Source organism: Leptospira congkakensis (assembly GCF_004770265.1).
In the GTDB taxonomy this organism is placed as follows: domain Bacteria; phylum Spirochaetota; class Leptospiria; order Leptospirales; family Leptospiraceae; genus Leptospira_A; species Leptospira_A congkakensis.
Genome location: NZ_RQGQ01000017.1, coordinates 503,178 through 528,292 on the forward strand (window position 1 = coordinate 503,178; position 25,115 = coordinate 528,292).

The window sequence follows — 25,115 nt, forward strand, 5'->3', positions numbered from 1 at the left end:
GATGTTTCCTTCTATGTCAGAATCCTTTAAATTGTTCTTGCGAAAACATTTATTCAGAATTTGCTTTTTATGGTCATGTTCGTAGACGCTAAATTGGAATATCCAATCATCCAAGAAAACGAGATTCAAGAAACCCATCTTTTGTTACGGTTTCGAACTCCTGCAAACCCAAAGATTGAGGAACGTAAACCTTTGGTCATTGGCCTTACGATTGATAAAAGTTGGTCGATGAAGGGTGAAAAAATGGAAGCTGTGATTGATGCTTCTTGTGCCCTTGTGAATTGGCTCACTAGACATGACGCAGTTGCGATTGTTGCCTATTCGGCAGATGTACAAATCATCCAACCTGTCACCCACCTAACAGAAAAAGTTTCCGTTACTGATAAAATTAGAAATATCCAAGTTGCTACATCGACCAACTTAAGTGGTGGATGGTTGTCTGCTTTGAAAGGGCTCAGCCAATCCAAAATTCCCAATGCTTACAAACGAGTTTTATTACTGACTGATGGAAATCCGACTTCTGGAATTAAAGAAAAGGAAGCACTGGTAAAAATTGCCGAAGACCATTTAGCTATGGGAATTTCGACCACAACGATTGGAGTCGGAAACGATTTTAATGAAGAGATGTTGGTCGAAATCGCAAAGGCCGGTGGTGGAAATTTTCATTATATCGACAATCCAGAAAAAGCGGCGGATATTTTCTTTGATGAATTTGGCGATATTGGTGCTTTGTATGCACAAGCCATCGACGTGGAGTTACAACTTGCTCCTGGTGTTCGATTGAAACAGGTTTTATCGGAAACATCCCACCAAATTGCAGAGGAATTCGATGAATTTTTAGGTGATTCTAAAACCATTTCGAGACAAAAAATCAACTTGCAGTTAGGTGATCTCAGAGCAGACGACATTCGTAATTTAGTATTACGTCTGGAAATAGATGATCGGGTAAACCAAACAGAATCTCCTTTTTGCGAAGTGAATATTTCTTATTATAATTTATTACAACAAAATGCTTTAGAGTCTGCAAAAGAATCCTTTCAATTTCCAAAGGGAAAAAATCGAGGAAAACAAGACCCAGATGTTTTGGTCGAAATTTTGGTTGCCAATGCTACGAGTGGAATTCGGGAAATTTCTGATTTGATCAAACGTGAACATAGCGAAGACGCTAAAGCATTGTTATTTGGTCTTATTAAAGATATAAAAGAAAATTTACATTTTGCTCCCAATGCTCTTGGTTCTGTCCTAAGCCGCCTCCAAATTCTGGAAACTAAAATTACAACCAAGTCTGATGATCTAAACAAACATCTTTTTATGAATTCACAAATATTCATGAAAGGCCCAGAAAAATTGGATCTTAAGGACATCGTCCTACATGATGAAATATTTGAATACAGGACTATCGGTGATATTGATTTGTACAAATGTCCGGAAATCAAACTTCTAATCGAACAAAAACTTTCAGAAGGATATAGGTATATCGTTTTTGATTTTGCCAATACTTCACACATTGACTCTTCTGCGATTGGAATGGTGATTCAAATTGTGGGTTGGTTACGAAGGAGAGGTGGTGAACTAGTGGTTGCCAACATTCATGATTCGGTAAAAAAGATTTTCGAAATCACGCGGTTGTACAACCACATTCGTGTAGCGGAAACTGTTTCCTCTGCGAAAGATATTTTACAGAGGATCATTTATGCAAACGAAGGAGATAAAAAACCTAGTTAGTTTAAGCTAACCAACGTTCTGCTTCTTCGATTGCTTCTTTTAAATCTCCCACCAAAGCTGGTGCAATAGCGATTCCTTTTTGAGTTGGTTTTAGTTCTCCGTTGGGATCTGTGTACCAAACTCTGATATTAAAAAAAGTTTGGCCTTTGTATTCGGAAATCTCCACGCGGATGACTTCTCCCCTACCTTTGTCAATGTCTCGAATGATTCCTGTTTTTGCCATTTTAATACGTCTCTACAAAAAGTTGTTCTTTTTCTTCCAGGTGTTTTTTGAATTCATCATAAGAAAGATCAGTTCCGCAAGCAGACATGATTTCTTGTATGACTCCTTTTTCCATTCCCTTCGGACCGCCACAAATATAAAACTTACCGTTTCCATTGACAGCATTTTTAATGGATTCCGCATTTTCTTTTGCTCTGTGAGTGATGTACATTTTTCCACCGTCAAAAGAATTTTTCTCTTCTCGACTAATTGCCGTTATAAAGTGAAAGTTGGGATGGTTTTTTGCCATGTCTTCAAAATAATCACGTAAAACGATTTCATCAGAATAAGGAGCTCCATATACCAACCAAACATTTCCTTGGAAAGAGATTAGTTTCTGGACGAGAAGTTCTTCCACCATTCCAAAAAATGGACTGATTCCTGTTCCTGTGGCAAAAAAGAAAATATCTCCGGTATAATCCACTTGAGGCAATAGGAACTTTTTCCCTGCAGGTCCAGTCATCGTCACTGTATCACCAGGTTTCAAATCACAAAGATAATTGGAACAAACACCTTTATGGACTAGGTTTCCATTTTCATCGTACACATTGTCCCGTTTCACCACGAATTCAATATTGTCTTTGGTTTGACCAAAACTAAACGACGGTGAGGCGATAGAATACAAGCGGATGGTAAACGAAGGGTCAGCCGATCCTTTGGCTTGTTTTTCAGGGTCAACACCAGGGGGGATGATTCCTGCACTTTGCCCGATCATATAAGGATAAGTATTATGGTCTACAGCGATGGTGATTCGATGTACTGCCGAATCTCCTTCCTTCGTTGGGCGTTTGCCCTTTCCTGGTTCGGGAGTCAAACGGGTGTTTGCCAGAACTTGGGCTAAGATGGGATTGGATTTTTTAAATAAATTGATCTGAGGGGTAAGCAAAGTCGTCCTCGTAACGGGTGGTTTTTGGTCAAGTTTGGCATTGCAATTGTTCGGGAAAAGGAGAAGTTAGAGTTTTCATTTTTCCTCCTCGGAATTATGTCTCTTCTTGACTCATTTTTTGGAGTTTTTAAACTTTAGTCATTCCGGCCCCCTCGCCGATCCTAAAGACAACGGGGAAAACAAATTGCATGAGATCGACTGAAGCACAAGAAAAGAAACCGTTGCCACTTCCCAATACCGTACTTCATCAAAAATTGGAATCATTCACAAACTCGATGATCCAATCGATGCAAACCAAAACAAAAGAAGAAAAATCCTGGGCCGTTCTCTCCATGTCAGGGGAAATTTTAGCTCACGGCCATAAACTTCCACAAATCGACCGTAATTCCGATTCCTTATTTTCTATCTAATTTTCGAGGTTTATATGTCTAGACTCGGTATCCGTATTTTCGTCAACATTCAACTAGCGCTTGTTAGTGTAATTTGGTTTACAATTTCTAATCCAGTTTCTGCAGAACCTTATGGGATGGCCGGCTGTGGGCTTGGGTCTATGGTACCAGTTTGGAAAAATGACATTGGCCAAGTTTTGGCAGCTACCACGAACGGAAGTTTGTCTTCTCAAACTTTTGGAATCACTTCAGGAACATCGAATTGTACAACAGATGGGATTGTTCGTGCCGATCGAATTCAGGAAGTTTTTGTTACTTATAACGAAGGCCCTCTGGAAGTGGAGACAACTAGAGGAACAGGGGAAAGAATTAGAACCATTGCATCTTTGTTAGGTTGTCCAACTCATGACCAAGAACTAGGAAAGTTAATGAAAGAACAACATTCTTATATTTTTGAATTAACAAATGATGACTCTGTTCCAAGATCCAAATTAATTTTATCTAGGTTAAAATCAAAAATTGCCGAAGATCCAACTTTAAAACAAGCTTGTTTGTATTAATCGCGAATAACTCGCGAAATTTCAGAATTGTATCTATGTGCTGCCTCTGTTTGGTTGAGATATCCGTAAGCACCTAACTCAAATAAAAACGCAGCCGTAATTCCATAACTTCCATCCACAACGGAATCACAGCCCTTTTTCCCTGCGGGATGAATGTTCCAATCACGGGGATTCAAAAATTGGAAATTTTCCGGACAAACGACATGACTATAATTTTTGCCATCAGCATGTCTTGCTTCATGTAGCAGAACCAAAACACGATCCAATCGATTAAGGTTAAAAAACGGTCTTCCTAATAAAACATCTCCATCTTGATACATCGCAATGTATTCACCTGTGGAACCGAAAGAATATTTTTTGATTCGTGACTGGATCCAACGGGAAAGTTTTTTTCCTGAAAATCCAAACTTAAATATAGATTCGAATTGAGTGAGTTTGTTGTAAGTGGATTTATCTATTTTGATTTTTTTGGGTTCGATTGATTCCAAATAAGAAAAAGATTCTTTTAAAACTTTAGATTGTTTTGCATTTAACTTGGATTCATCGGCGTACAAAACGACACCAGAAAGCAGATAAAGAGCAAGAACAAGGAATGGTGTTTTATGAGAACTGAGTTCAAAAAGTGGCTTGGAGTCCACCATAGTAAAACCTGGGACGAATAGGATTGTATGTAAGCTCGTATTGGTCTAGGACGTTGTCTACTCCTAAAAACAAAGACATCCTTCCGTCGAAGAATTTTTTCTCCATTCTAACGTTGAGAAGGGTAAAAGCCTTTCCATAAACAACTTTGTTATTCTCTTCTACGCTTTTGGTTTGTTGGTCAATGAGAGCTGTACTGGATCCCGCAGTAAATTCGTTGGTTGTACTATAAAACGGACGTTTGTCTAAACGTTTGGCACGAAGTGCAAATTCCCAGCCACCGGGTGCATTTACAAAAAAGTTCATTGTTCCTTGGTGTAAGGCTCTTCCTTCCAATGGTCTATCGGTTGTTAGATCTCTAGTATCTGTTTGGTTGTAACCAAGTTCCAAAGCAAAATATTTTAGAAATCGAACTCGGGAACCTGCTTCCACACCTCTAGTATAAGCGCGTTGAACGTTCTTTAATTGGAAGTTGGCAAATTCACTGGTTCTTGTTCCAAAACTGTATTGGATGAGATCGGTAATATCATTTCGAAATACACTTAAGGATAAGGTCCAAAATTTATAGGGAGTGTATTCTATGTCTGCGTTAACCGTTGTTGATTTTTCAGGTCTAAGTTTGTCATTTCCATCGACGACGTAACCGACACCAGGGTTTTCAAAACGTAAGTATAATTCTCGGAAAGAGGGTGGTCGAAATCCCTTTCCATAACTAGCACGAAAAACTAAGTTACTTGTGATATCAACTTTGGTTGCAATTTTTGGTGTGGTTTGTCCGCCAAATTGAGAGTCCACATCGTGACGAACCCCTGGAACGAGTCGCCAAACAAAACCTTGGCGCCAAAGAACCCATTCATCTTGAATGAATGCAGCTCTCCTGGTTCGGTAAGCATTTCGTCTTTGTAATCTGTCTGATTGTAACTCTTCCGAATAAGATTCTACCCCAGCAGTGATCATATGATCATTATTAATCTCGTGATCGATTTGAGCGACACCTTGCGATGAAAATTCATTTGTGAGTTCTTTCACATCCAACTCATTAGAATTTCTTTGGTCTAATTTATAGTGATTTTCCCAACGAGAGAAGTTTCCTCGAAAGGATACCATATTCCGTTTTCCATAAGCATACTCAATAGCACCTAACCCAAGAAAGTCGTTCGTTAAATTGGTTCTATCAAAAACACCACCATTGGCTCTCGAATCAATCCCTGCTTGGTTTCGATTTAAGTAATTGATTCCTGTTTTTACTTTAAGGGGACCATCTGGATTGAAAATCATGTTCCCGCCTATATTGGCATCTTGGAACGCATTTCCGGTAGTAGCAGGAGTTTTGGGATCTAAATCATAAGCAGCAGATTGGTTGAACCCACCAAAAAAATTTGTAGCTACAAATTCATTTTTGAAACCCACATCGGCGATCATGTTCTTTTCACCTTGAGTTCCAAAATTGGTTTGTCTTCCGTTTCCATAAGAAGTTCGGAATTGGTAGTGTTCAGGTTTTTCCGCTTGTTTGGTGATGATATTGATCACACCACCGATGGCATCAGCACCATACAAAGAAGAGGAACTTCCTTTTACAATTTCAATTCGTTCAATATTTTGAACTTTAAATCGAGTGAGGTCAATTGTGTTGTTCAAACGACCCGCAACACGTTGTCCATCTACGAGAAAAAGAACATATTTGGAATCGAGACCAAGCATTTGGATTTGGGATCCACCAAAAAATGGTGTTACGTTGATCCCTAGTTGGGTATCAAGCACCTCACCTAAGTTACGCGCTCCTGTTTGTTCAATTCGTTTCCTAGAAATGACTTCTGTTGCAACAGCAGAATCTTTTAGCCTTCGTTCACCACGAGACCCTGTGACCACAATTCCGTTTTTATTATCTAAATCTTTAAATCTATCTGCTTCCTCGGTGGTCGGAGGAGTGGTTGTATCAACATTTCCTGTTTCTGGAACGGGAGTCGTTGTTCCTGTTGTTGGGGCATTCGGATCTTTCGCCGGTTCAGATTCTTTAGGAACAGGAATGGTATTGGGCGTTTGGTCAGTAGTTTTGGTATTTTTTCCCGTATCTTTGGGACGTGTTTGGGAATGAACCTCTCCTATAAAAAGTACAAAGAGGCAAAGAATGGGAAATAGAAACTGAATGAAAGAATGCATTAGGGAAGTTTTTTCCATCGGATGGTCGGATAACCAGAAGTTCCCGCATCACTATAATAATTTTCGATATGAATGGCGTAAGTAGAAAGGCCTGTTCCTCCTCGAATGAGAAAGACATCAGGTTTCGGAGTTAAGAATCCAATGGTATAATAATACCACTCAGTAACGAGGCCATTTCCTACAAAGGTTGCTCCTGCTCCACCAATACCTTGTGTGGTAGTGGCTGCATCGATTGTAAATGTGTTACACCCTTGGCTTGCTGCAGAATTGGAACTTGCAACTCCAAAATCGGTTGTACTACTTTTACATGCTCCGCCTAAACCAAAACGATTGGTTTCGCCAGAATTTGTAGCAACCTTGTATCTGTTAAATGCAACATCCCAGGTAAGGGAATCTTTTTCTGAAAATGGGATTTGTTTATTTCCTTCAAACTGAAAGTAAATATAAAAATCTAAATTGGTTGCGTTGAACCTAGTTGTATAACTTCCATCGCCATTGGCGCGTGAAAAAACAATTTTATCTAAAGCATTGGGATTCCCAGCATTGACCAGATTGGTGACCAATTGGTTTACAAACAAATCCCCATCTGACAAGGCAGACTCCTGCCTTGCACAGAAACTCAATAGGAAAAGAATTCCAAAGATAAAAAACTTCAAATTTCTTTATAAGCCTGCAACAGTATAAGTTACGCTAGCTGCTTGTCCACGGGATGGAATTGCATAAAAGAAAATATAATAATCAGCAGCTACTGTAAAATTGATAGATCCTGATCCAGAAACTGTATACGAATTAGTGAACTCACTATTAGTATCACTTAGACTTGTAGTTGTAAAACCAGTTCTAGTGGAAGTAGTTAGTGGGCAAGCTGAGGATTGGTATACGATTACAAAAGAATTTCCGTTAAGAGCAACAGAGGTTCCGTTTTTTGCAGTGATTTTGAGTGCTGCCGTTTGGTGACCTACAACTGGGACAGAACCCATTTTGCTGATAGTCGCTACCCCGTTTGCAGTCACTGCACTTTGCCAAGTGTTGATACTTGCTCTTGGAGGTGCTGTAACTGTGCAATCACCAGAAGAAGTAGTCAACGCAGCAAGAGCAAGGAGAGCAGTGTTGTCGTCCTCTTCTTTTTTCTCGCATTGTAGGGAGAGTCCGGCTACCAAACTTAAAAGGATTAGTAATTTTGTCTTATTTTGAAGGGATTTCATAGAACCTCGGTCTTTTTTATCCAAACTTGGGTACAAGTAATGAGAATCAAATTCATTTTACCGTTGGATTAAATTTTTTCAGGAACTGACAAAATCATGACAGATTCCCTGGGAATGTACGAACTTTGGTCTTTTATGTTTCGTAAGCCAGCATGAGATTGTATCGATCATAGAGATCAGCTTACTATCAAAAAAATCAATTGTAAGGAAAAGGATTTGTCGTCTACTATGCCAAGGTCATGTCGCTCAAACAAATTACGATCTATATCGAAGAGGCAAACCATCAATTTTATAATCAATTACTACGCGACATAACGAACATTGAATCTTGTAATGTTCATAGTTTTCATTCCATCTTAGATATCAAACCTGGAACCATTAAAGAGTCAGCTGTCTTCTTATTTTGGAATGATCCTAAAGTTCTAGAGAAACAAAAATTCATTTTTGAACAATTTCCAGAATCACCCTATATATTATTATCAGTAACACCATTAACTCCTACCGAGTTGGAACAAGCAGCCCATCCTACCTTTCTGCATCTCGCAGAACCAACCTATTCTGTTGGAATTTTAGACTTAATTTTAAATTTTGCTGAAAGGCTCATAGAAGATATGAACCGATCGATTGCTTATGACAAAATTAGAGAAAAAGTAATCGTCCTTCAAAATGTTTTTGAAGAATCGTTAGACATTTTGATGCAGATTGATCCTGGTACCAATCAGATCATCAACGCCAACAAACAAGCAGTAGTTGTATTAGAGTATCCTCTTGAAGAAATTGTAGGCAAAGAATTTTCATTTTTTATGCCTCCTGTTGAGGTAGATGAGGATGAAGAATTTGAAGGAAATCTAATTGAAAGTACTGCCTTAAAAACTAAGTTAGGAAAGTTGATACCAACAGAGTCTTCTTTTCGATTATTTCCAGTAAATGGTAAAATGGCGATTTGGGCAACGTTCCGTGATATCACAGAAAGAAAACGATCCCAAGAACAAGTAAAAAATCAAAAAGCATTCTATGAATTTATTCTAGATAACTTGGACTCTGACATTGCAGTGTTAAATTCCAATTATCAATATGAATATACAAATCCTGTTTTTTTATCGAATAAAGAAACTCGTAAGTGGTTGTTTAAAAAAACAGATGCCGAACTGGCAGAAAAATTAGAACTTCCAGCAGAGTTTCATGAAAAACGAAAAAAATATTTAGATGTTGCTGCCAAAGAAAACGAAATTGTTCAATTTGAAGAACTTGTTCAAGATAGTAACGATAAAGTAACGTATTTATTGAGAAAATACATTCCTATTGATGATGCAGAAACTAATAAAAAAAGTTTTATCAGTTTTGGTGTTGATATTACAGAAAGAAAGCTATCAGAAGAGAGAATCAGTTATTTAGCTTATTACGACGCACTGACTGGGCTTTCTAATCGAACATTATTCATCGATCATGCAAACCAAGCTTTAAAAAATCATAAATCAACAGAGACCTTACTTGCTTTTTACTTTTTTGATATTGATAACTTTAAGTTTATCAATGATAGTTTGGGTCATACCAAAGGTGATATTCTTTTACAAATGGTAGCCGCCAGACTCAAACGTGTGATGACAGAGGTTGACACTGTTGCTAGGTTTGGCGGAGATGAGTTCGCTATTTTAAAAGTAGATGTTTTAAATAAAAGTGCCGCAGCTGAATTTGCACAAAAGATTTTAGATATTTTAAGCCAACCATTTCATATCATGGGTCGTGATTTATTCACAACCATCAGTATGGGAATTGCACTTTCTCCTAATGATGGAGTTTCTACTTCCGAGTTATTAAAAAATTCGGATATGGCAATGTACAAAGCCAAAGAACTCGGTAGAAACAATTTTAAATTTTATACCAATGAACTCATCCTTCGTTCTGAAAAAAGATTGTACATCGAAAATTCATTACGTAAGGCCATTCAAAACGAAGAACTCATTCTTTTTTTCCAACCAAAAATTTCTACTGTGACCAATCAGGTTTGTGGTGCAGAAGCACTAATTCGTTGGAAACATCCAGAACGCGGTTGGGTTCCTCCTGTAGAATTCATTCCTGTTGCTGAAGATTCTGGTATAATCGAAAGAATTGGTGATTGGGTTTTAGAAGAAGCTTGTCGGTTAAAAAAGGAATGGAACTGTCAAGATCTACCATCCTTTCCTGTAAGTATCAATGTAAGTGGAAAACAACTAGCGCGCACTAATTGGTCTCAACGTGTTCAGGCAACAATTCTCCAATTTGGTATTCGTCCTGAAGAAATCGAGTTGGAATTGACCGAAAGTTCCATCATGGAGAATCCAGAAAAAAGTATCGAAGCTTTTGAATACTTAGCAGGTCTTGGAATCAAGGTTTCCATTGATGATTTTGGAACTGGATATAGTTCTTTGAGTTACCTGAAAAAAATCAATGCAGATGTTCTAAAAATTGATAGATCCTTTGTGATTGATTTGGAAATAAACGAAGATGATCGAGCTATTTGTAAGGCCATTATCAATATGGCACATTCTTTGGGTATGGAAGTCATTGCAGAAGGTGTAGAAAACCCTGTTCAAAGGGATTTGTTGCATGATTTGGGATGCCATATGATCCAAGGTTATCTTTATAGCAAACCTCTACCTGCTGAAGATTTTGTTACATTCGTTAAAAATTTTAACGAATCCGCTAAAACAAAATAGCCGAAGTTTAAAGAGATGATACGGTTCTTATCTTTTATAATTTTAATTTTATCTTTTGTACGTGCTGTTCCTGCGGAATCTCGCGAGGTGAAAAAAAAATCGGCAAAAGTATCTCCCACCAATTACTTCGTAAAAAAAGAAGAAAAGAATTTTTCGCTCCTGATGGAAGCGAGACGATTTGGAAGGGGAGAGGTGATTTTCCTTCGATTAACTCCAAAAGATAAAAAATGGATTAATGAATCCTTTAAAGTTAGTTGGCTTGGAAAAGATGTGATCCTAACCAAAAGGGAAAAGAGTATGGTTGCTTTTTTGCCTGTTTCTCCTGATACACCAGCAGGGGCCATGACCCTCGAAATTGTATCAAAAATCTTTTTTGTCAAACGAGGACAAAAACAATACCAAATCATCTTAGAACCAACCAAGTTTCAAGTAATCAAAAAAAACCAACAGATCAAAGTGGATGAAAAGTTTGTAACAAAAGAACTTCCTAAAGAAACTTTGGATTTTATCCAAGAATGTAAAACTGCAAAAGAAGCTGCTTTTGCGAAACAAAGTCCCTTACAATTCGCGAACAATTTTAAAAATCCTTTAGAAAAAATATTTATTACTAGTAAATTCTATGTTAGGCGAGACTATAATAACAAACAAGGTCGCCCACATGGTGGAGTAGACTTTCGTGGAAAAACAGGAACACCGATTTTTGCGATCCAAGATGGGGTTGTGGTTCTTGCGAGAAAAACTTATTATGAAGGAAATTTTACCATTGTAGATCATGGGAATAAAATCTTTTCCTTCTATATGCACCAAGATGAAATCAAAGTCAAAGTAGGTGATGTTGTAAAACAAGGTCAGATCATTGGAGCTGTAGGTACTACGGGAATGTCGACTGGACCTCACCTCCACTTAGGTGCCAAAATCAATGACACACTTGTGGATCCTCTTTCTTTGATCGCCTTACAGTCGATTGCCGAATCGAATTGAAGCTAAAAATTCACGAATGCCTTGTTCGTGAATTTCTCCTTTTTCTAAATTCTCTGTAATGTGTAATAAAAGTTTATCGTGGTTAGAAGTTTCTACTAAAACAAAACCTGTTTTCGCATAACGAGGTCTAAGTAGGTCATAAAAAGTCCAAAACTTGGATGTGATAATAAAAGGTTCCAATTCTTTTTGTTGGATTTCTTGGATGTCTTCAATATCTCCCTTACTCACTTGTATTTTGAGAAATTCAGAAAATTCTGAGACAGCTTGGTTTTCTTGAAATCCTAAATAATCAGGAAAATAAAAGATCCGAACAAAAGGATATCTGTTGGCATCATGATCACTAAAAGCAAGAAGCCCTGCAATTTGACCTGCACCTGTTTTGTTCTCCATAGTTAAATCTTCTGGTTTGAAAAAATAAAATCCTTCAGGTAGAGTAAACCCAAACTGCAATTCTTGATTCCAATATTGGTTATTGTTTGTGACTTCCCAACCATTCATGTCCTTTTCTTCAATTTGGTATTTGTTTTTGAAAAGGAGATAAGCAGATAATTTTTCTGCACCTTGTAAAGCCTTGAAAGCAATGAGTGCGTTACTAGCAATCAGGCAAGCTGCAATTAAAAGGCGAGCATACTCCTCGAGATGGAGGACACGAATGAGAAATGCAATGGCCACAAATATAAACAGGAAAACAGCTCCGGCTTCAAAGACCAGAACCTCAGCCAACCATAAAGCGAAGATAAATAATACAACGACACCTAATTCGATGAATGGGTGAAAGGTTTCTGCCCAATAACGTTGGATGACGTACAAACTTCCATAAGTGATAAAAAGTCCGACAATTAGAGAAATCAGGCAAAGGACGAAGATATAATGCCATGGCAGATGGGATTCATGATAAATGAAAAAAGGAATGGCAATGATTGCATATAAAATGAGTAAGTTTCTTGGGGATTTGGGAGCCAAGAACTTGATAAAGAAACCACTTGCATGATTTTTGATTTTAGTTAGTGTTTGCAACATGACGGCGATTACAGACTTCTTCCAAAAAATCCAAAACCAAATTGTTGAAATCCAAACTACCATCAACCAGATCAAAACTAGTTGGGAGAATTTTCAAAAGTTTTGGGATTTATTTTTTACTTTAGTCCCTTGGGAAGTTCTCCTTTTACTTATCTTTTCTGTCATCCTCCTTTCGCTTTTCAATTCAGTTTCTCCGAAAACTCCGAAGGCCAATCTCACCATCGCTGTTTTGTTACTATCTGCACTCTGGATCTATTTTTGGGGTTTGTTTTCGAAAGAAATCTCTTATGGAAAGCCAATTGTCGCTTCGCTCTACATTCTGATCCCCTTACATGCCATCGGTCTTGGCCAATGGGTTTATGGATTTGGAAAAAAACTCTATTGGAAAAAAAGACGGATGCAACCCAAAACTTGGGAATTTGCTCTCCACCAACTCTCTTCGGATTATCATAAGCTGATAGGCAATGCCCATTTGTTTCATGAAAATATCCAAGAGAATCGAAATTCTTTGTTAGAAGAGATCAAACGGATGGAACAATCGATCCAAGGAATCAAATCTTTACTTTTGCAAGAGAAACAAACAGATACTAAAAATTCAGAGGAACCATAGAGTTTATCTAGTGATTTGAAATCTTAAATATCGTAGAAAAACAAGCTGCGAAATCGAAACAAACTAATTTGTACCGGTAAAACCTAAGGCCAAAAGAAATAGAAAAAATAAAAAACTCAAATTCGTTCCATTCATTATTAAAGAAAGGATAGAGGCAAAATAGAAGGAAAAAAACTTTTTCCTTCTAACGGTAAGTTTATACAAGACCCAACTGACTCGGAAAAGAGCAAGGAATCCTAAAAATACAATTCCGTACAAAAGTGAGAGGTTCACTTTTTTCGTGAAATATAAAAGGAAACTCACTAACGAAAGTGACCAAAGAAAAAAATCTAGTACTAGGATTTTCATCTTGGATTATAAATTTCTCGTGAGTATTTTTTCATTCCGTTTGGTTTCATCGAAGGATTAAAGTTCTATTTCCCTACAACTTGTGGATAAAATCCAAGTACAGTTTGTACATCATAGTCATGTGCCGGGATGATTTGTAATTCTGGATTGTTTTGGATCAAATCATGAACTCGAGCGATCTCTTCACCTAGACTTTTAGTATCAAAATCCACAATCCATCTAGCACCGCGTGGTTTGTGTTTTTTTTCTGTGAAACCTTCTTTTCGCCAAACAATGTCCCCTGTGAGAAAGTAAACTTGTCCATTTTGAGTATGTAAAAAAAGGCCTATAGAACCTTCGCTATGGCCCTTCATATGTACAAAAACAACAGTTCCATCTCCAAACCAATCGATGCTTTTCGCATAAGATGTGTAAGGTTTATTTTGGAATTGTAGATGGCTCCAGTTGACAGAATCTCCATCAAACTGAGAAGAAATGTAACCAAGTTCAACCTTTGGATTATTTAGTTCATTTGGCAAACTATGAATTTTAGCCAATGGAAAGTCTTTGAGTCCACTGGCATGATCCCAATGGAGATGGGAAAAAAATACATCTCGAATGGAATTGATTGCCACCCCATTGGATTCTAGTTGTTCGTTTGCTGTTTGGAAAGGTTTGTAATCCATTAAAAGTTTTAGATACAAAGGAAAAGTTTGGAACTGTTCTTTGACTTTGGTTCCAAGTCCCGTATCAAATAAAAAATTTCCTTTGGGATGTTGGATGTAAAAAGCGGAATGAGCAACTGTAACAGTTTTAAATACGGAACCACCTTCTACGACAAAGGCTTCCAGTGTCGTTGCTTCTCCCGTTTTGAGAATGGAAAAAACTAGATTTGATTTTCCGATTGGATTTGGGATGAGAGAAGAGGTTATTTCTTTTTCTGCCGTAAAAGAGGGAATCTCTTCCTTCGGGTATCCAAGGAAGAATAAGAAAAAAATAAAAACAAATGTTAGGCTAATGGTTAAGACGATTTTGGATTTAGTGGTCAGTTTCATTTTTGATTTGTCCTATAAAAAATTAGTTTTGTTTGAAAAGTAATTCAGCAGTTTTTGCAGCCACTAGTAACGGTTCTGGTGACTTTTGGAGTTTTGAAAGTAACAAAGCACCTTCCCATAAAGAAAGTAAGGAGAGGGAAAGATTTTTAGCAACACGAGGAGTGTAACTGTGATTCACTAAATAAGTCTCAAAGGTTTTTAACCATAGAGAATAAATTTCGGCACAAACATGGGAAACGGATGGAACCGAACCTGCAGTTTCCATGGCAGTTGTGGCGATGGGGCATCCTTTTTTATATTCGCTTTTGACAATCCGATCTTCCAATGCATGGAATACTTGTTTGATGGCCTGTGTTGGAGACTCTGATTCCGCTAGAACCGATTGGAAAAATAAATTCAATTGGTTTCCGGAATGGAGAAGGGCAAGGCTTGTGAGTTCATCTTTTCCGCCAGGAAAGTGGAAGTAGAGAGAACCTTTTGGTGTACCGGTTTCCTTCCCTAGTTCCATAAGACCCGTTGCCTCATACCCAGATTCTTCTAAAAGTCCAGACATGACTTCGATCATCTTCTGTTTGGTTTCTCCGCCTTTTTTACCCACAAATGCATTGAATCAGAAAATAATAGACCGGTCAACATAAAAATGAATCAATATTTCATAAGTACCAGGTTTGATCCAAAACATTGCTTTGATAGATCGCCATTTTCAAAGGCAGGAGGAGAAGGGCTAAACCGAAAGTCTCTATTTTTCTCTAAGAATAAATCTCATTGTTTTTTTAAGTCTCGGCCGATAAACTAAGTAGTACGGATTTCGGGAAGAAGTATGATCAATAAGAAGCCATCGCTCACAGGAAGACAAAAGGCCGCCATCTTTTTGGTTGCGGTTGGAAACGAAGTGGCCTCCGAAATCTTCAAACACCTTCGTGAAGACGAGATCGAACAAATCACGTTCGAAATTGCTCGTTTAGATAAAATCACACCAGAAGACAAAGAGAAGGTGCTTGTTGAGTTCAATGAACTCATGATGGCCCAAGAGTTTATCACCAATGGTGGTATTGACTTTGCCCGCGGACTTCTCGAAAAAGCTCTTGGTAACCAAAAAGCCATCGATATCATCAACCGGCTCACTTCGTCTTTACAAGTAAGACCCTTCGACTTTATCAGAAGGACTGACCCGGCCCACCTCCTCAACTTTATCCAGGGGGAACATCCGCAAACCATCGCCCTTATTCTTTCTTATTTGGATCCACAAAAAGCATCCAATATCCTTTCGAACCTTCCACACCAGATCCAAGCAGAAGTGGCGAAACGAATTGCAACTATGGACCGCGTATCACCGGACGTACTGCGTGAGGTGGAACGGGTGTTAGAGCGTAAACTCTCCACTCTTGCTTCTGAAGATTATACCTCTGCTGGGGGTATTGATTCTGTGGTGGAAATTCTAAACCTTGTAGACCGGGGAACGGAAAAAACCATCATCGAAGCGTTGGAAGAAGAAGACCCCGAACTTGCAGAAGAGATCAAAAAACGGATGTTCGTATTCGAAGATATTGTTCTCCTTGATGACCGTGCGATCCAAAAGGTCATGCGAGAAGTGGATAACACTGATTTGGCGAAAGCGCTTAAGTCTGTGGATTCTGAAGTACAAGATAAAATCTTTAAAAACATGTCCAAACGTGCGGCAAACCTACTTCGGGAAGATATGGACTTTATGGGTCCTGTACGACTCAAAGACGTGGAAGATGCACAGCAAAAGATTGTAAACATTATTCGTAAACTGGAAGAAGCGGGCGAGATCGTTGTGGCTCGTGCGGGAGAAGACGAACTTGTGGTTTAATCCACAAGTTTTACTTTTCTAAGTTATTTTAGTTTTTTAGAAAATTCTAATATTGGAAAAATCTATTTATTGCGATTGCTGAACTTTCCCCATTTAGGCGGAAATTCAACCAGAGCTTCTTTGGCAGAAATTTCATTTCTCTCTAATTTTTGGTTTAGAGTGATGAGTTTGTGAAGGTTTCCCATCGAGAATGATAATTCGGTAATATCAAAATCATCCAAACGAACTTTGGAATTTCGGCAGAAAAGTTTGAGTTCCGAAAGAATCAAAGTGACCCTTGCGTTGGCATAACGAGCCACAATCTCCTCAAATTCTTCTTCGTTAAAAAATTCTTTTTCTAAGTCGTAATCGAATTCTTGTTTGATGAGCTCGATGAGAGAAAGTCCAAGTTCTTTGGCGACCAAAACGACATAATCAAATTTTGATCGGATCCAATCGTCTGATTCTAAGAGTTCTAGGGCAGAGCGAGGTATATCCAATTTCTCAGATAATTCAACTCGTGTTAGCTTTCTTTTCTCGCGGTAGGTTCTAAAATAGTTCTGCTTTTCCATGTTGTAAAAAAAAATTCAAAAATACCGTTTTTAACGGTCTGAAAAGGTTCCAAAACCGTTCTTAACGTTCTGGATGAATAAGATTCGCATGGAATGGATTGACTTACAGCAGGAAAGAACCGTTAGGCTCAAGTTACGCTAAATTTCCTTTCTGGAGTCCACCACCGAGGTTACCCTAGGCGGTGGACTCGTTTTTTCCACCCTTTTCTTATTTCGATCATTCGAATTCTCTAATTTTACAAGCTTTTCGGGGTAAAACTTTGTCCATTTCTTCGTAATTCTCCTAGATTTAGAAAAAGACAGAGGTTTCTTTTTAAATCGGGAGTATAAAAATTTCTTTATCACCGCCGTAGATGCGTAAGATGGAATCCTTTAGAAAGGATCGAAAGGAAACCATTGATGAACCAAATCCGGAAATTTAGAATCAGTTTAATCATTATTAGTTTGATTGGCTTTTATTTCACTAACTGCGCTACGGTGGAGACCCCAAACCGATTGCGTAAAGGCTTGGATTTACAAGGCCATCGTGGTGCGAGAGGTCTTAAACCAGAAAATACTTGGCCAGCCTTTGAAGAAGCGATCAAATATAAAATGGTCACCTTGGAACTTGACACCGTTCTGACTAAGGATAAAAAAGTTGTCATCCATCATGATTCGGATACAAACCCAGTGATCTGTCAAAATGCAGATGGAACCGAACTTAAAAAAACTTCTCTTTATGAATTAACATTAGCTGAATTACAATCTTATGATTGTGGATCTAAAAAAAATCCTAATTTTCCGAAACAAATTCCTGTGCCTGGAACCAAACTTCTGTCCTTAGAAGAATTTTTTGAAAAAGTAATTTCTTACGAAAAAAAATCAAAGGAAGTTTATGAATTTAATATCGAAACCAAATTTCCTGATGATGGATCTGCTCCGGATAGTTTGGTAAAAGAACATACGGAAAAACTAATTCAAATCATTGAAAAGTATAAAGTTGTAGAACGTTCGACGATCCAATCTTTTGACCTTCGCACCTTGGCTTTTTCAAAAGCAAAAAATGCGAAAGTGAAAACCAGTGCTTTGTTTGTTCCGACATATTTTCAAGGTTTTTTAATGACAATAGGATTTGGAAATGGATACCGAGATACAATTGTTTCCGTAGCAAAAGAGAAACAAGCGGACATCATTTCACCATACTTTTTGTATGTAACTCCTAAGTTTGTAAAAAATTCGCATGACAAAGGTTTGTTTGTAATTCCTTGGACAGTCAATTCAGAAAAAGAAATAAAACGTTTGGTTTCTTGCGGTGTGGATGGAATTATATCAGACTATCCAGATTTGTTGGATGGTGTCACTCGCCCAAAACCTTAAATTCCCCAAACCACTGTACAAAGTGAAGAATAGAGAGAGAGGTAATTCGTTGCCTCTTTTTCGATTCGATAGATGTCTAGAATCTCACCCGCATTGGCTGCAGATTCGATACTTGCATTTCCCGAAGTAAAAAAGAAACCGTAACGTTTGACACAAGACTTTCCTTTTTTTAAGGGAAGTTTGGGTAGGTTACGTTCGGACAAACCTAAAGAATAAGAAGCATACAAAAGACCAGTAGGTCCAAGCCCTTGTGGTTGGCCTAAATTAATACAATTGCAAATAGATAGAGTTAAGGCGATGGAAACCAAGATTACCAATGATTTTGTTTTTAATTTGAAATTTAGTTTCATTCGTTACCAGAGATTTCTACACAGAGGTTTGCATAAATTCCAACGATGGCAAGTGTTGTCCAATTAGTTTCAGTAACATTTTGAATTTTGGATCTAGACTTTAAAAATTCCAAAGAAGCATCTCCAAAAGAAACAAGGCCAAGTACAGAGTGTACGCATGACGTGGCTCGTCTTTTGGAAGATTCACCTGTTCCAAAAATTCCAATTTTGGTTTTTGTATAAAGAAGACCCCGGGGCCCAAACCCAGGGGAAGCACAGTTTCCAAAAAACAAACTAAAAAAGACCAGAAGTGGAATAGAAAAGAAAAAAGTCCGATTCAAAGAATTTCCTTAGTTGTTAATCAGTTCTTTATGTTTGTTTTTCATTTGGATGCATTTTTTCTCTGAATCAATTTGTTTCAAAAGAGTTTTTTTAACCGGTGCAGGAAGTTTTGGATGGTTTCCAGTAAACTTCTTTAGAATGAGAAGGGTTTCGTCTGTGCAAAAATCAGGAGCCAAACTTTTAGCAAAGGCATCTAAATAATTTTCGTCTTCACCTCGATTGAAGCTGTCGAGGGCATCAAAATACGTATCTAAAAAACTTAGTTGGATGTCTTTTTGGCTTTCGGGGAATAAAGAATAAGAAACCACTCGAAGCGTGGAAGATGAATATTGACTCGATTTTGGGTTGAGAAGGATTTTGATCCATTTGTCTTTTACAGTGCGATTCGGTTCGGCTCCTTCGGCCGCCAAACTAGAGTTTACCCCTCGACTAGAAGGATCTACTTTTTTCTCACGATCGATGATGGATTGGATTTGGGTCCTGTCTGTTTCCAAGGAACTTAGTTTTACGATTAGGTTCCATCGTAAGTCTTGATCGATTTTTAATCCGTTCACGGAGAGTTTGTTTTCCAAAAAGTCGTACAAACGTTTTTTTGCTGCTTTTGAATAAGTTGAATCAATCAGTGATACAAATAAATATCTTTGTTCGTCACTTCCTGGTTTTGTTTTGTTTAGTTCTTCCCAGAGAAAACTTTGTAGGGAATCAAAATCACGAATTCGTTTTTCTTCGGGAAACCAGAATCGACTGGTGACGTAGGTGGAACCGTTATCACCGGCTACACGTGATAAAATCCAACGTTTGATTTTTGTATCAGATTCTTTTGGGTACAGACGAATGGCAGTGTCTTTGAATTCATCAAAGGTAATATTTGCTAACTGGACTTGTCTAAAATAATCAGTCCATAAAATGAGTTTTCTCATTGGGTCTGTATCATATTCTAAAACATATTCCAGATTTTCTTTGTTAGGATCTGTCCATTTCCAAATGGCAAAGTCATGATCCTCGGCATTGATAAAACTATAATCGGGACAGGTTTTTACCTGAAAGATAGCATTGGAAGAACGGCCCGAATAAATCACTGGAAATTCTTCAAAGGAAAGTTGTTTGTTTGGTTTATCAAAATAATAAAGACCGAGTATGGTTTTATGATCCCTGAGTTTGTTTTCTAAACCAGGAGCCGATTGTACAATTTTCCAATACAATTGGTTTTCGGCACAAACGGTTGTTAGTTCAATTTGGTTGGTTCCTTTGGTTTCCAACCAATCTTTAGACCATTTTTTCATTGGGAAACCACTCGCAAATTCCAACTCTTTTAAAAAGTCAGTCAGTGTCGAATTTGAATATGAATATTTACGAAGGTAGTTTTGTACTCCACGTTGGAAGGCTTCTTCTCCAATAAAATAAACTAACTGTTTGAGGACTGAAGCTCCTTTCCCATAAGTGATTCCATCAAATTGAGTGAAAGCTTCTTCCGTGTCAGAAACTTTTGCTTCTACTGGATGGTTGGTAATATAACTATCTTCATCGTAAGCCCATTGTTTCATTTTTTCAAAAAAACTAATCCAAGTTTCTTTGAATTCGGAATTTTTTGCTTGGGCTAGGCTTGCCATATAGGTCGCAAAACTTTCGTTAAGCCAAAGTCCATTCCACCAACGCATGGTGACCAGGTTTCCAAACCACATATGTGCCATTTCGTGTAAAACAACATCAGAAAGATTTTCTCTTTGGGATCTTGTCATTGGTGCGCGAGATACAAAACGTTCCGAAAAAGTTACGGCCCCAACATTTTCCATGGCTCCAAAATTAAACTCTGGAACGATGATCTGATCATATTTTAAGAAGGGGTAAGGGATTCCAAAATAAGAATTAAAAAAAGCAAATCCTTCTTTGGTAAAGGTAAACCAGTCTTTTGGATCTACATATTTTGCGAGAGACTTTCTAACAAATAATCTTAAAGGGATGGATTCAAAGTTATCTTCCCAAACTTGGTAAGGGCCTGCGTGGAGAGAAAAAACATAGGTTGAAATTTTTGCCGACTCTGGAAAAGAAAACGAAATTTCATCGGGGTTGGTTCCTTTGGATTGGCCATTGGGTAGTGTTGTGGAAATGACCTTCCAATTTTTAGGAACAGTTGCATTGAGTTGGAATGTAGCTTTTAAATCGGGTTGGTCAAAACAAGGGAACATTTTGTTCGCATGGAATGCTTCGAATTGAGAATACAAATACACTTCTTTATCATCGGGATCAGTGAATTTATGAAGACCGTTTCCCGTTTTTGCATAAGGTGTTTCAAATTCAACAGTGAGAGTGTTATTTCCAATCATCAAATGGTTTGATGGCAATTGGATATGACCATTTTCGTAAGGAAGATTTGTGAGATTTTCTTCGTTTAGAACAATACTTTTGATTTTCCCTTGGTAATAATCCAACCGTAGGTCTTTGAGTTTTTTTCCCAAAAATTGAATTTTGACCTTTCCTGTAAAACTATCTCCTGAAGTTAAATGAACATCCAATTCGTAATGAATGTCTTCGACGATTTCGAACCGAGATTCGGCTTCCGATTGCGTTAGGTGGTAAACCGGTTTTTTGAGACGGCAATCCAAAAGCAAAACAAAGGGAAGTAAGGTAAAAATTTGTAAAAGTTTTTTCATAGAAGCTCCGTCTCGTTAAGGTTGAAAATTACGATATAAAATGGCCCAATCGATAGACTTTCGATTTTTCCATTCTGGTTCGCTATAGTATTTGCCACCAATCGAATTTAGGATCATTTCCATATAGTCTTCGCCTGGATCAAAGTCTTTTGCGTTTAGGAAAATGGAACCACCCCACTTTTTCTTGGCTTGGGTATGGCTAAAAACACCTGACAAATCTTCTAATTTTTCGTTAGAAAGTGGAATTTTGTATTTGGTAGTGAGTTCCGTCACCAGATTTTTTACTGTTTGGATTTGTTCGGGTTGTTTGAGTAGCTCTTCTGTATCTTTGGCAATGATTTCGATTTGGATGCAGTTGTCGTTTGTACCCGTAGCAGCCGCGGCTCTATCTTCTAAAACATCTACCAATTGATAGGCCTTTCCGTTATTATCGATCATGATGGATGCGGTTAGGTTACGTGCTTCGAGTGTACGAAGGGATTTAAAGTATTCCGAAATGGCAGTGTAGTGTAAAACCACACAGCTAGGTTTGATTTTTCCTCGGAAGGTATACTTAACACGGTATTCTTCAGGAGGATAACCTTTCTCATCTTTCTCAAGATATGTAAAAGATATTTTTTCTGGTTTGGTGATTCCTCTACCATTGGTAGGTTTGAAAGTTTCTTTTAAAATATCTTTGTTTTCTTTTTTTAAAACCCAACCAGTAACAAAACGATCTTTCCAATCATCTTCCTCATAATATTTTCCATCGATTTCAGAAAGAATTTGTTTGAGTGCGAGTTCACTTCCACAAGGAGAAAAATCTACAAATCCGCCAAACCTTCGTTTGGTTTGATTATGAGTAAATACTCCTTTTTTAGAGATTACATCGTAATTGGATTTGGGAATGTTTAGTTCTTCTGTCAGATAAGAAATGACTTGGTTTAAGGCGCCGCGTTGTTTTCGGTTGTTGTAGAGAGTTTCTTGAGTTCCTTCATAAACGAGATGGATGGATTCTAAATCGATTCCCGGTGCGGCCGACCATTCATGATTTAAAAACTCGGGATCTCCAAAGATATTTCCTTCTGAGTCCACATAAACATGAAACATAAATTGGTTATCAACGGATAGTTTCAAGAAATCAGGGAACTTACGTTTTCCCGAATTGTGAAGTATGATGGCGGAAACTGATTTTGGGTCTCGTGATTTGGAGAGAGAACTCCATTTTACATTCTTTACCGACTCTAGTTCGTTATAAGATACCAAACCTTGGATGCGAATGGATGGATAGTCGGGGGCCCTTCGAAAAATACCAATACATCCAGTAAAAATAAGGAAAATGAGTGATAATTTTACAAGTTTCTGACACAATGGGTTCAAAAATAAATCAAGGACAAGTGACTTGGAGCCGTATACACCCTTTATCCTATCGCGAAATCGTTTCTTAAAGTTTTCTCTCAAATGTTTTGCCTTAACTGCAGTTTCGATTCAGGGAGTGAATTGTGGTCCAGGCCTTGCCACTCCCGCTCTCCGAGGAATTTCCCCAGAACAATACCACAGTTTTCGTAGCTTGCAAGAAGTCTTCTTAAGCGACAACCCCATTCCGAATTTTGATTTAGGATTAGCATTGGATAATTATGTGTACGGACATCCTTATCCTATTGAAACAGAAAGCGTTATACAATTGTTAGCTACTGTTCCTTCCTCCATTTTAGCAGCCATCGCACTTGATTTTTCTTTCACTCCGATTGTGAAACTTCCTATGGAAGAAAGGATCAAAAGATTACAAGAGTGGAAACATTCCTCACTTGGTCTCAAACGTGGGGTTTATGCGATCCTTAGACAAATTTCATTTTTCCTTTTAAGTTCCGACAAAGAGTACCAAAAATTTGTCGGTTATATCCAATAAGGCGGACACCATGGGAATTCCTGTTTTTAACGAAAAAATCATCACACCAAAAAAACACGCAGAGATCATCAAAGAAAACAAAATTGAAAATGGAACTTGGGAACTGAATGCCGATGTTGTCATCATTGGTTCTGGTGCCGGTGGAGCCGTTGCGGCCAGTGAACTTGCTAGAAATGGTTGGAAAGTAGTCCTCATTGAAGAGGGAAGTTACTTTACCCCTGCACAGTTCAATTCTGATGAATTCATCTCGCAAGCAAGGCTCTACAGGGATGCCGGCTTTATTGTAACCGAAGAACAAACGTTATCGATTTTACAAGGGAAGTCCATCGGTGGATCCACAACTGTCAATTGGCAAACCTCACTTTATCCTCCTGACTATGTGACGAATGAATGGAGTGAACGATTTGGATGGCAAGGTTATTCCCGTGAAGAAATGGATTCTTATGTTTCGGAAGTCCATGAAAGATTGGGTGTGCATGAAGTTCCAGATAACTTAGTGAATGCGAATAACAATGTACTTCGTGTTGGTGGAAAAAAAATTGGCCTCACTCCACAGGTGCTTCGCAATAACAACCGAGGTTGTATTGGACTTGGTCGTTGTGGACTTGGTTGTCCTATCAATGCAAAACAATCTGCATTTCTAACTTGGATTCCCGATGCGATTGAAGCGGGTGCGATTGTTGTTTCGAATATGCGAGCGGCAAAAATCAAAGAAGGAAAAATCAAAACGGTTGTAGCTGAGTTTACTCCTGATGCATATGAAACAGCTCCCAAAGAAGTCATCCAAATCATGGAAATCAGTGCTCCTGTTGTGATCGTGAGTGCTGGTGCCATTGAAGGTCCTGCTCTTTTGCAAAGGAGTGGGATTGGGAATGGATGGGTGGGTAGAAATCTAAAAGTCCATCCTACATCGACCATCTTTGGAAAATTTGATTCCGAAATCAAAATGTTCCAAGGCCCACCACAATCCATTGTGATCAAAGACGGTCACAATCAAAATGGAACTGGTTACGGATTTTGGTTGGAAGCGGCGCCTTACCGACCTACACTTGCTTCTTCCCTCGTTCCCTTTTACGGCAAACAACAATTTGATGTGATGAAGGATTTTACCAAATACAACGCTGGGATTGTTCTTGTTCGTGATGGAGCGGATGGAGAAGCCAACGCAAGTGTGAAGTATAGTTTGGGTAGACGAAAGGTTTATTTTGAACTAACACCTACAGACGGTCTCAATATGTTACGTGGATTAAAAGCCCTTGCGGAAGTGACAGTTGCTGCCGGAGCCAAAGAACTCATTTTTCCATTCACTCGGTTTACAGAACCATACAAAGTCACAGGTAATGACAACTTTGATTGGATTTTGAAAGAAAGTACAAAACCAGGGGATCTAACGGTTGGTTCGGCGCATCCGCATGGTTCCATCCAGTCAGCAAATGATCCCGAAAAGGGTGCAGTTGATTTAAATTTGGAAATTTATGGTCATAAAAACATATTTGTCATGGATGCCTCAGTTTACCCTACAGGACTTTCGGTGAATCCACAAATAACGACGATGAGTATCGTTCTCAGAGCCTCGAGAAATCTGGCCTCACAAAAAGAAGAAAGAACGAAGATCTAACTTTTTTCCAAAAATCCCTTTCATTCCCATG

Annotated in this window: 24 protein-coding genes; 10 read left to right on the plus strand and 14 right to left on the minus strand. The window is 38.2% G+C overall.

Features of this window, described 5'->3' with window-relative positions:
* Positions 1 to 69 precede the first annotated feature (69 nt).
* Positions 70 to 1,725 carry an anti-sigma factor antagonist gene (locus EHQ70_RS15905; protein WP_167481724.1) on the plus strand — a complete coding sequence of 552 codons (1,656 nt, stop codon included), beginning with the start codon at positions 70 to 72 and terminating at the stop codon, positions 1,723 to 1,725.
* Between the two features lies 1 nt (position 1,726).
* On the opposite strand, the gene EHQ70_RS15910 is transcribed toward EHQ70_RS15905, so the two are convergent.
* Together EHQ70_RS15910 and EHQ70_RS15915 are read right to left on the minus strand one after the other, a co-directional pair.
* On the minus strand, positions 1,727 to 1,948 hold the full coding sequence (locus EHQ70_RS15910) for a transcriptional coactivator p15/PC4 family protein (protein WP_004785453.1): 222 nt from the start codon (positions 1,946 to 1,948) through the stop codon (positions 1,727 to 1,729).
* A gap of 1 nt (position 1,949) precedes the next feature.
* Positions 1,950 to 2,873 carry an FAD-binding oxidoreductase gene (locus EHQ70_RS15915; protein ID WP_135588020.1) on the minus strand — a complete coding sequence of 308 codons (924 nt, stop codon included), beginning with the start codon at positions 2,871 to 2,873 and terminating at the stop codon, positions 1,950 to 1,952.
* A gap of 188 nt (positions 2,874 to 3,061) precedes the next feature.
* Here EHQ70_RS15915 and EHQ70_RS15925 point away from each other — a divergent pair, with 188 nt between their 5' ends.
* Both EHQ70_RS15925 and EHQ70_RS15930 read left to right on the plus strand, forming a co-directional pair.
* Positions 3,062 to 3,283 carry a hypothetical protein gene (locus EHQ70_RS15925; RefSeq protein ID WP_135588022.1) on the plus strand — a complete coding sequence of 74 codons (222 nt, stop codon included), beginning with the start codon at positions 3,062 to 3,064 and terminating at the stop codon, positions 3,281 to 3,283.
* Positions 3,284 to 3,297: 14 nt separating this feature from the next.
* Positions 3,298 to 3,822 (plus strand): DUF3015 domain-containing protein, encoded by a 525-nt coding sequence (locus EHQ70_RS15930; protein WP_135588024.1) that lies wholly within the window; start codon positions 3,298 to 3,300, stop codon positions 3,820 to 3,822.
* On the opposite strand, the gene EHQ70_RS15935 is transcribed toward EHQ70_RS15930, so the two are convergent.
* The 4 genes from EHQ70_RS15935 to EHQ70_RS15950 all read right to left on the minus strand — a co-directional run bounded on the left by EHQ70_RS15935 (position 3,819) and on the right by EHQ70_RS15950 (position 7,826).
* Positions 3,819 to 4,463 carry a hypothetical protein gene (locus EHQ70_RS15935; RefSeq protein WP_135588026.1) on the minus strand — a complete coding sequence of 215 codons (645 nt, stop codon included), beginning with the start codon at positions 4,461 to 4,463 and terminating at the stop codon, positions 3,819 to 3,821. The two genes, EHQ70_RS15930 and EHQ70_RS15935, sit on opposite strands and share 4 nt — an antisense overlap.
* Positions 4,438 to 6,621: a TonB-dependent receptor plug domain-containing protein gene (locus tag EHQ70_RS15940; protein ID WP_135588028.1), complete on the minus strand. Its 2,184-nt coding sequence runs from the start codon at positions 6,619 to 6,621 to the stop codon at positions 4,438 to 4,440. The genes EHQ70_RS15935 and EHQ70_RS15940 overlap by 26 nt, the downstream gene beginning before the upstream one ends.
* Entirely contained in the window at positions 6,621 to 7,214 is a 594-nt protein-coding gene (locus EHQ70_RS15945; RefSeq protein ID WP_135588524.1) for an HmuY family protein, read from the minus strand. The genes EHQ70_RS15940 and EHQ70_RS15945 overlap by 1 nt, the downstream gene beginning before the upstream one ends.
* A 69-nt stretch (positions 7,215 to 7,283) precedes the next feature.
* Positions 7,284 to 7,826: an LIC20153 family lipoprotein gene (locus EHQ70_RS15950; protein ID WP_135588030.1), complete on the minus strand. Its 543-nt coding sequence runs from the start codon at positions 7,824 to 7,826 to the stop codon at positions 7,284 to 7,286.
* 239 nt (positions 7,827 to 8,065) lie between these two features.
* Here EHQ70_RS15950 and EHQ70_RS15955 point away from each other — a divergent pair, with 239 nt between their 5' ends.
* A complete protein-coding gene (locus tag EHQ70_RS15955) occupies positions 8,066 to 10,522 on the plus strand; it encodes a sensor domain-containing protein (RefSeq protein WP_135588032.1) in 2,457 nt (818 codons plus the stop codon).
* 15 nt (positions 10,523 to 10,537) lie between these two features.
* A complete protein-coding gene (locus tag EHQ70_RS15960; protein ID WP_135588034.1) occupies positions 10,538 to 11,503 on the plus strand; it encodes a M23 family metallopeptidase in 966 nt (321 codons plus the stop codon).
* On the opposite strand, the gene EHQ70_RS15965 is transcribed toward EHQ70_RS15960, so the two are convergent.
* Positions 11,477 to 12,523 carry a hypothetical protein gene (locus EHQ70_RS15965; protein ID WP_135588036.1) on the minus strand — a complete coding sequence of 349 codons (1,047 nt, stop codon included), beginning with the start codon at positions 12,521 to 12,523 and terminating at the stop codon, positions 11,477 to 11,479. The two genes, EHQ70_RS15960 and EHQ70_RS15965, sit on opposite strands and share 27 nt — an antisense overlap.
* On the opposite strand from EHQ70_RS15965, the gene EHQ70_RS15970 reads away from it, so the two are divergent.
* Positions 12,522 to 13,133: a hypothetical protein gene (locus EHQ70_RS15970; RefSeq protein ID WP_135588038.1), complete on the plus strand. Its 612-nt coding sequence runs from the start codon at positions 12,522 to 12,524 to the stop codon at positions 13,131 to 13,133. The genes EHQ70_RS15965 and EHQ70_RS15970 overlap by 2 nt on opposite strands.
* A gap of 413 nt (positions 13,134 to 13,546) precedes the next feature.
* Here the strand turns inward: EHQ70_RS15970 and EHQ70_RS15980 are convergent, their stop codons facing one another.
* Positions 13,547 to 14,515: an MBL fold metallo-hydrolase gene (locus EHQ70_RS15980; RefSeq protein WP_135588042.1), complete on the minus strand. Its 969-nt coding sequence runs from the start codon at positions 14,513 to 14,515 to the stop codon at positions 13,547 to 13,549.
* A gap of 22 nt (positions 14,516 to 14,537) precedes the next feature.
* Positions 14,538 to 15,080, minus strand: a complete 543-nt coding sequence (locus EHQ70_RS15985) for a TetR/AcrR family transcriptional regulator (protein WP_244288372.1) — start codon at positions 15,078 to 15,080, stop codon at positions 14,538 to 14,540.
* Positions 15,081 to 15,335: 255 nt separating this feature from the next.
* Between EHQ70_RS15985 and fliG the strand changes: the two genes are divergently transcribed.
* Complete coding sequence (fliG, locus tag EHQ70_RS15990) at positions 15,336 to 16,349, plus strand: flagellar motor switch protein FliG (RefSeq protein ID WP_004785217.1); 1,014 nt, start codon at positions 15,336 to 15,338, stop codon at positions 16,347 to 16,349.
* Between the two features lie 62 nt (positions 16,350 to 16,411).
* Here the strand turns inward: fliG and EHQ70_RS15995 are convergent, their stop codons facing one another.
* The gene (locus tag EHQ70_RS15995) at positions 16,412 to 16,900 is read right to left on the minus strand and encodes a helix-turn-helix domain-containing protein (protein WP_135588046.1); all 489 of its coding nucleotides are present in this window, start codon (positions 16,898 to 16,900) and stop codon (positions 16,412 to 16,414) included.
* Positions 16,901 to 17,299: 399 nt separating this feature from the next.
* On the opposite strand from EHQ70_RS15995, the gene EHQ70_RS16000 reads away from it, so the two are divergent.
* Positions 17,300 to 18,256: a glycerophosphodiester phosphodiesterase gene (locus EHQ70_RS16000; RefSeq protein ID WP_135588048.1), complete on the plus strand. Its 957-nt coding sequence runs from the start codon at positions 17,300 to 17,302 to the stop codon at positions 18,254 to 18,256.
* Here EHQ70_RS16000 and EHQ70_RS16005 read toward each other — a convergent pair.
* From EHQ70_RS16005 to EHQ70_RS16020, 4 genes are read right to left on the minus strand one after another with little or no spacing between them, the layout of a single operon-like run.
* Complete coding sequence (locus EHQ70_RS16005) at positions 18,253 to 18,606, minus strand: TRL domain-containing protein (protein WP_135588050.1); 354 nt, start codon at positions 18,604 to 18,606, stop codon at positions 18,253 to 18,255. The two genes, EHQ70_RS16000 and EHQ70_RS16005, sit on opposite strands and share 4 nt — an antisense overlap.
* Positions 18,603 to 18,926, minus strand: coding sequence for a TRL-like family protein (locus EHQ70_RS16010; RefSeq protein WP_135588052.1), 324 nt, complete (start codon positions 18,924 to 18,926; stop codon positions 18,603 to 18,605). The genes EHQ70_RS16005 and EHQ70_RS16010 overlap by 4 nt, the downstream gene beginning before the upstream one ends.
* Positions 18,927 to 18,935: 9 nt before the next feature.
* Complete coding sequence (gene pepN, locus EHQ70_RS16015; RefSeq protein WP_135588054.1) at positions 18,936 to 21,578, minus strand: aminopeptidase N; 2,643 nt, start codon at positions 21,576 to 21,578, stop codon at positions 18,936 to 18,938.
* Positions 21,579 to 21,593: 15 nt separating this feature from the next.
* Positions 21,594 to 23,018 (minus strand): peptidoglycan recognition protein family protein, encoded by a 1,425-nt coding sequence (locus EHQ70_RS16020; protein ID WP_135588056.1) that lies wholly within the window; start codon positions 23,016 to 23,018, stop codon positions 21,594 to 21,596.
* Between EHQ70_RS16020 and EHQ70_RS16025 the strand changes: the two genes are divergently transcribed.
* Positions 22,960 to 23,466, plus strand: a complete 507-nt coding sequence (locus EHQ70_RS16025; protein ID WP_208729571.1) for a hypothetical protein — start codon at positions 22,960 to 22,962, stop codon at positions 23,464 to 23,466. The two genes, EHQ70_RS16020 and EHQ70_RS16025, sit on opposite strands and share 59 nt — an antisense overlap.
* Before the next feature lie 10 nt (positions 23,467 to 23,476).
* A complete protein-coding gene (locus EHQ70_RS16030; protein ID WP_135588060.1) occupies positions 23,477 to 25,084 on the plus strand; it encodes a GMC family oxidoreductase N-terminal domain-containing protein in 1,608 nt (535 codons plus the stop codon).
* The last annotated feature ends 31 nt before the right edge of the window (positions 25,085 to 25,115 follow it).

Coding starts and splice junctions, on each gene's coding strand:
- EHQ70_RS15905 (WP_167481724.1), top strand. CDS start 70: ATGGTCATGTTCGTAGACGCTAAATTGGAATATCCAATCATCCAAGAA.
- EHQ70_RS15910 (WP_004785453.1), bottom strand. CDS start 1,948: ATGGCAAAAACAGGAATCATTCGAGACATTGACAAAGGTAGGGGAGAA.
- EHQ70_RS15925 (WP_135588022.1), top strand. CDS start 3,062: ATGAGATCGACTGAAGCACAAGAAAAGAAACCGTTGCCACTTCCCAAT.
- EHQ70_RS15930 (WP_135588024.1), top strand. CDS start 3,298: ATGTCTAGACTCGGTATCCGTATTTTCGTCAACATTCAACTAGCGCTT.
- EHQ70_RS15935 (WP_135588026.1), bottom strand. CDS start 4,463: ATGGTGGACTCCAAGCCACTTTTTGAACTCAGTTCTCATAAAACACCA.
- EHQ70_RS15940 (WP_135588028.1), bottom strand. CDS start 6,621: ATGCATTCTTTCATTCAGTTTCTATTTCCCATTCTTTGCCTCTTTGTA.
- EHQ70_RS15950 (WP_135588030.1), bottom strand. CDS start 7,826: ATGAAATCCCTTCAAAATAAGACAAAATTACTAATCCTTTTAAGTTTG.
- EHQ70_RS15955 (WP_135588032.1), top strand. CDS start 8,066: ATGTCGCTCAAACAAATTACGATCTATATCGAAGAGGCAAACCATCAA.
- EHQ70_RS15960 (WP_135588034.1), top strand. CDS start 10,538: ATGATACGGTTCTTATCTTTTATAATTTTAATTTTATCTTTTGTACGT.
- EHQ70_RS15970 (WP_135588038.1), top strand. CDS start 12,522: ATGACGGCGATTACAGACTTCTTCCAAAAAATCCAAAACCAAATTGTT.
- EHQ70_RS15965 (WP_135588036.1), bottom strand. CDS start 12,523: ATGTTGCAAACACTAACTAAAATCAAAAATCATGCAAGTGGTTTCTTT.
- EHQ70_RS15980 (WP_135588042.1), bottom strand. CDS start 14,515: ATGAAACTGACCACTAAATCCAAAATCGTCTTAACCATTAGCCTAACA.
- EHQ70_RS15985 (WP_244288372.1), bottom strand. CDS start 15,080: ATGATCGAAGTCATGTCTGGACTTTTAGAAGAATCTGGGTATGAGGCA.
- fliG (WP_004785217.1), top strand. CDS start 15,336: ATGATCAATAAGAAGCCATCGCTCACAGGAAGACAAAAGGCCGCCATC.
- EHQ70_RS15995 (WP_135588046.1), bottom strand. CDS start 16,900: ATGGAAAAGCAGAACTATTTTAGAACCTACCGCGAGAAAAGAAAGCTA.
- EHQ70_RS16000 (WP_135588048.1), top strand. CDS start 17,300: ATGAACCAAATCCGGAAATTTAGAATCAGTTTAATCATTATTAGTTTG.
- EHQ70_RS16005 (WP_135588050.1), bottom strand. CDS start 18,606: ATGAAACTAAATTTCAAATTAAAAACAAAATCATTGGTAATCTTGGTT.
- pepN (WP_135588054.1), bottom strand. CDS start 21,578: ATGAAAAAACTTTTACAAATTTTTACCTTACTTCCCTTTGTTTTGCTT.
- EHQ70_RS16030 (WP_135588060.1), top strand. CDS start 23,477: ATGGGAATTCCTGTTTTTAACGAAAAAATCATCACACCAAAAAAACAC.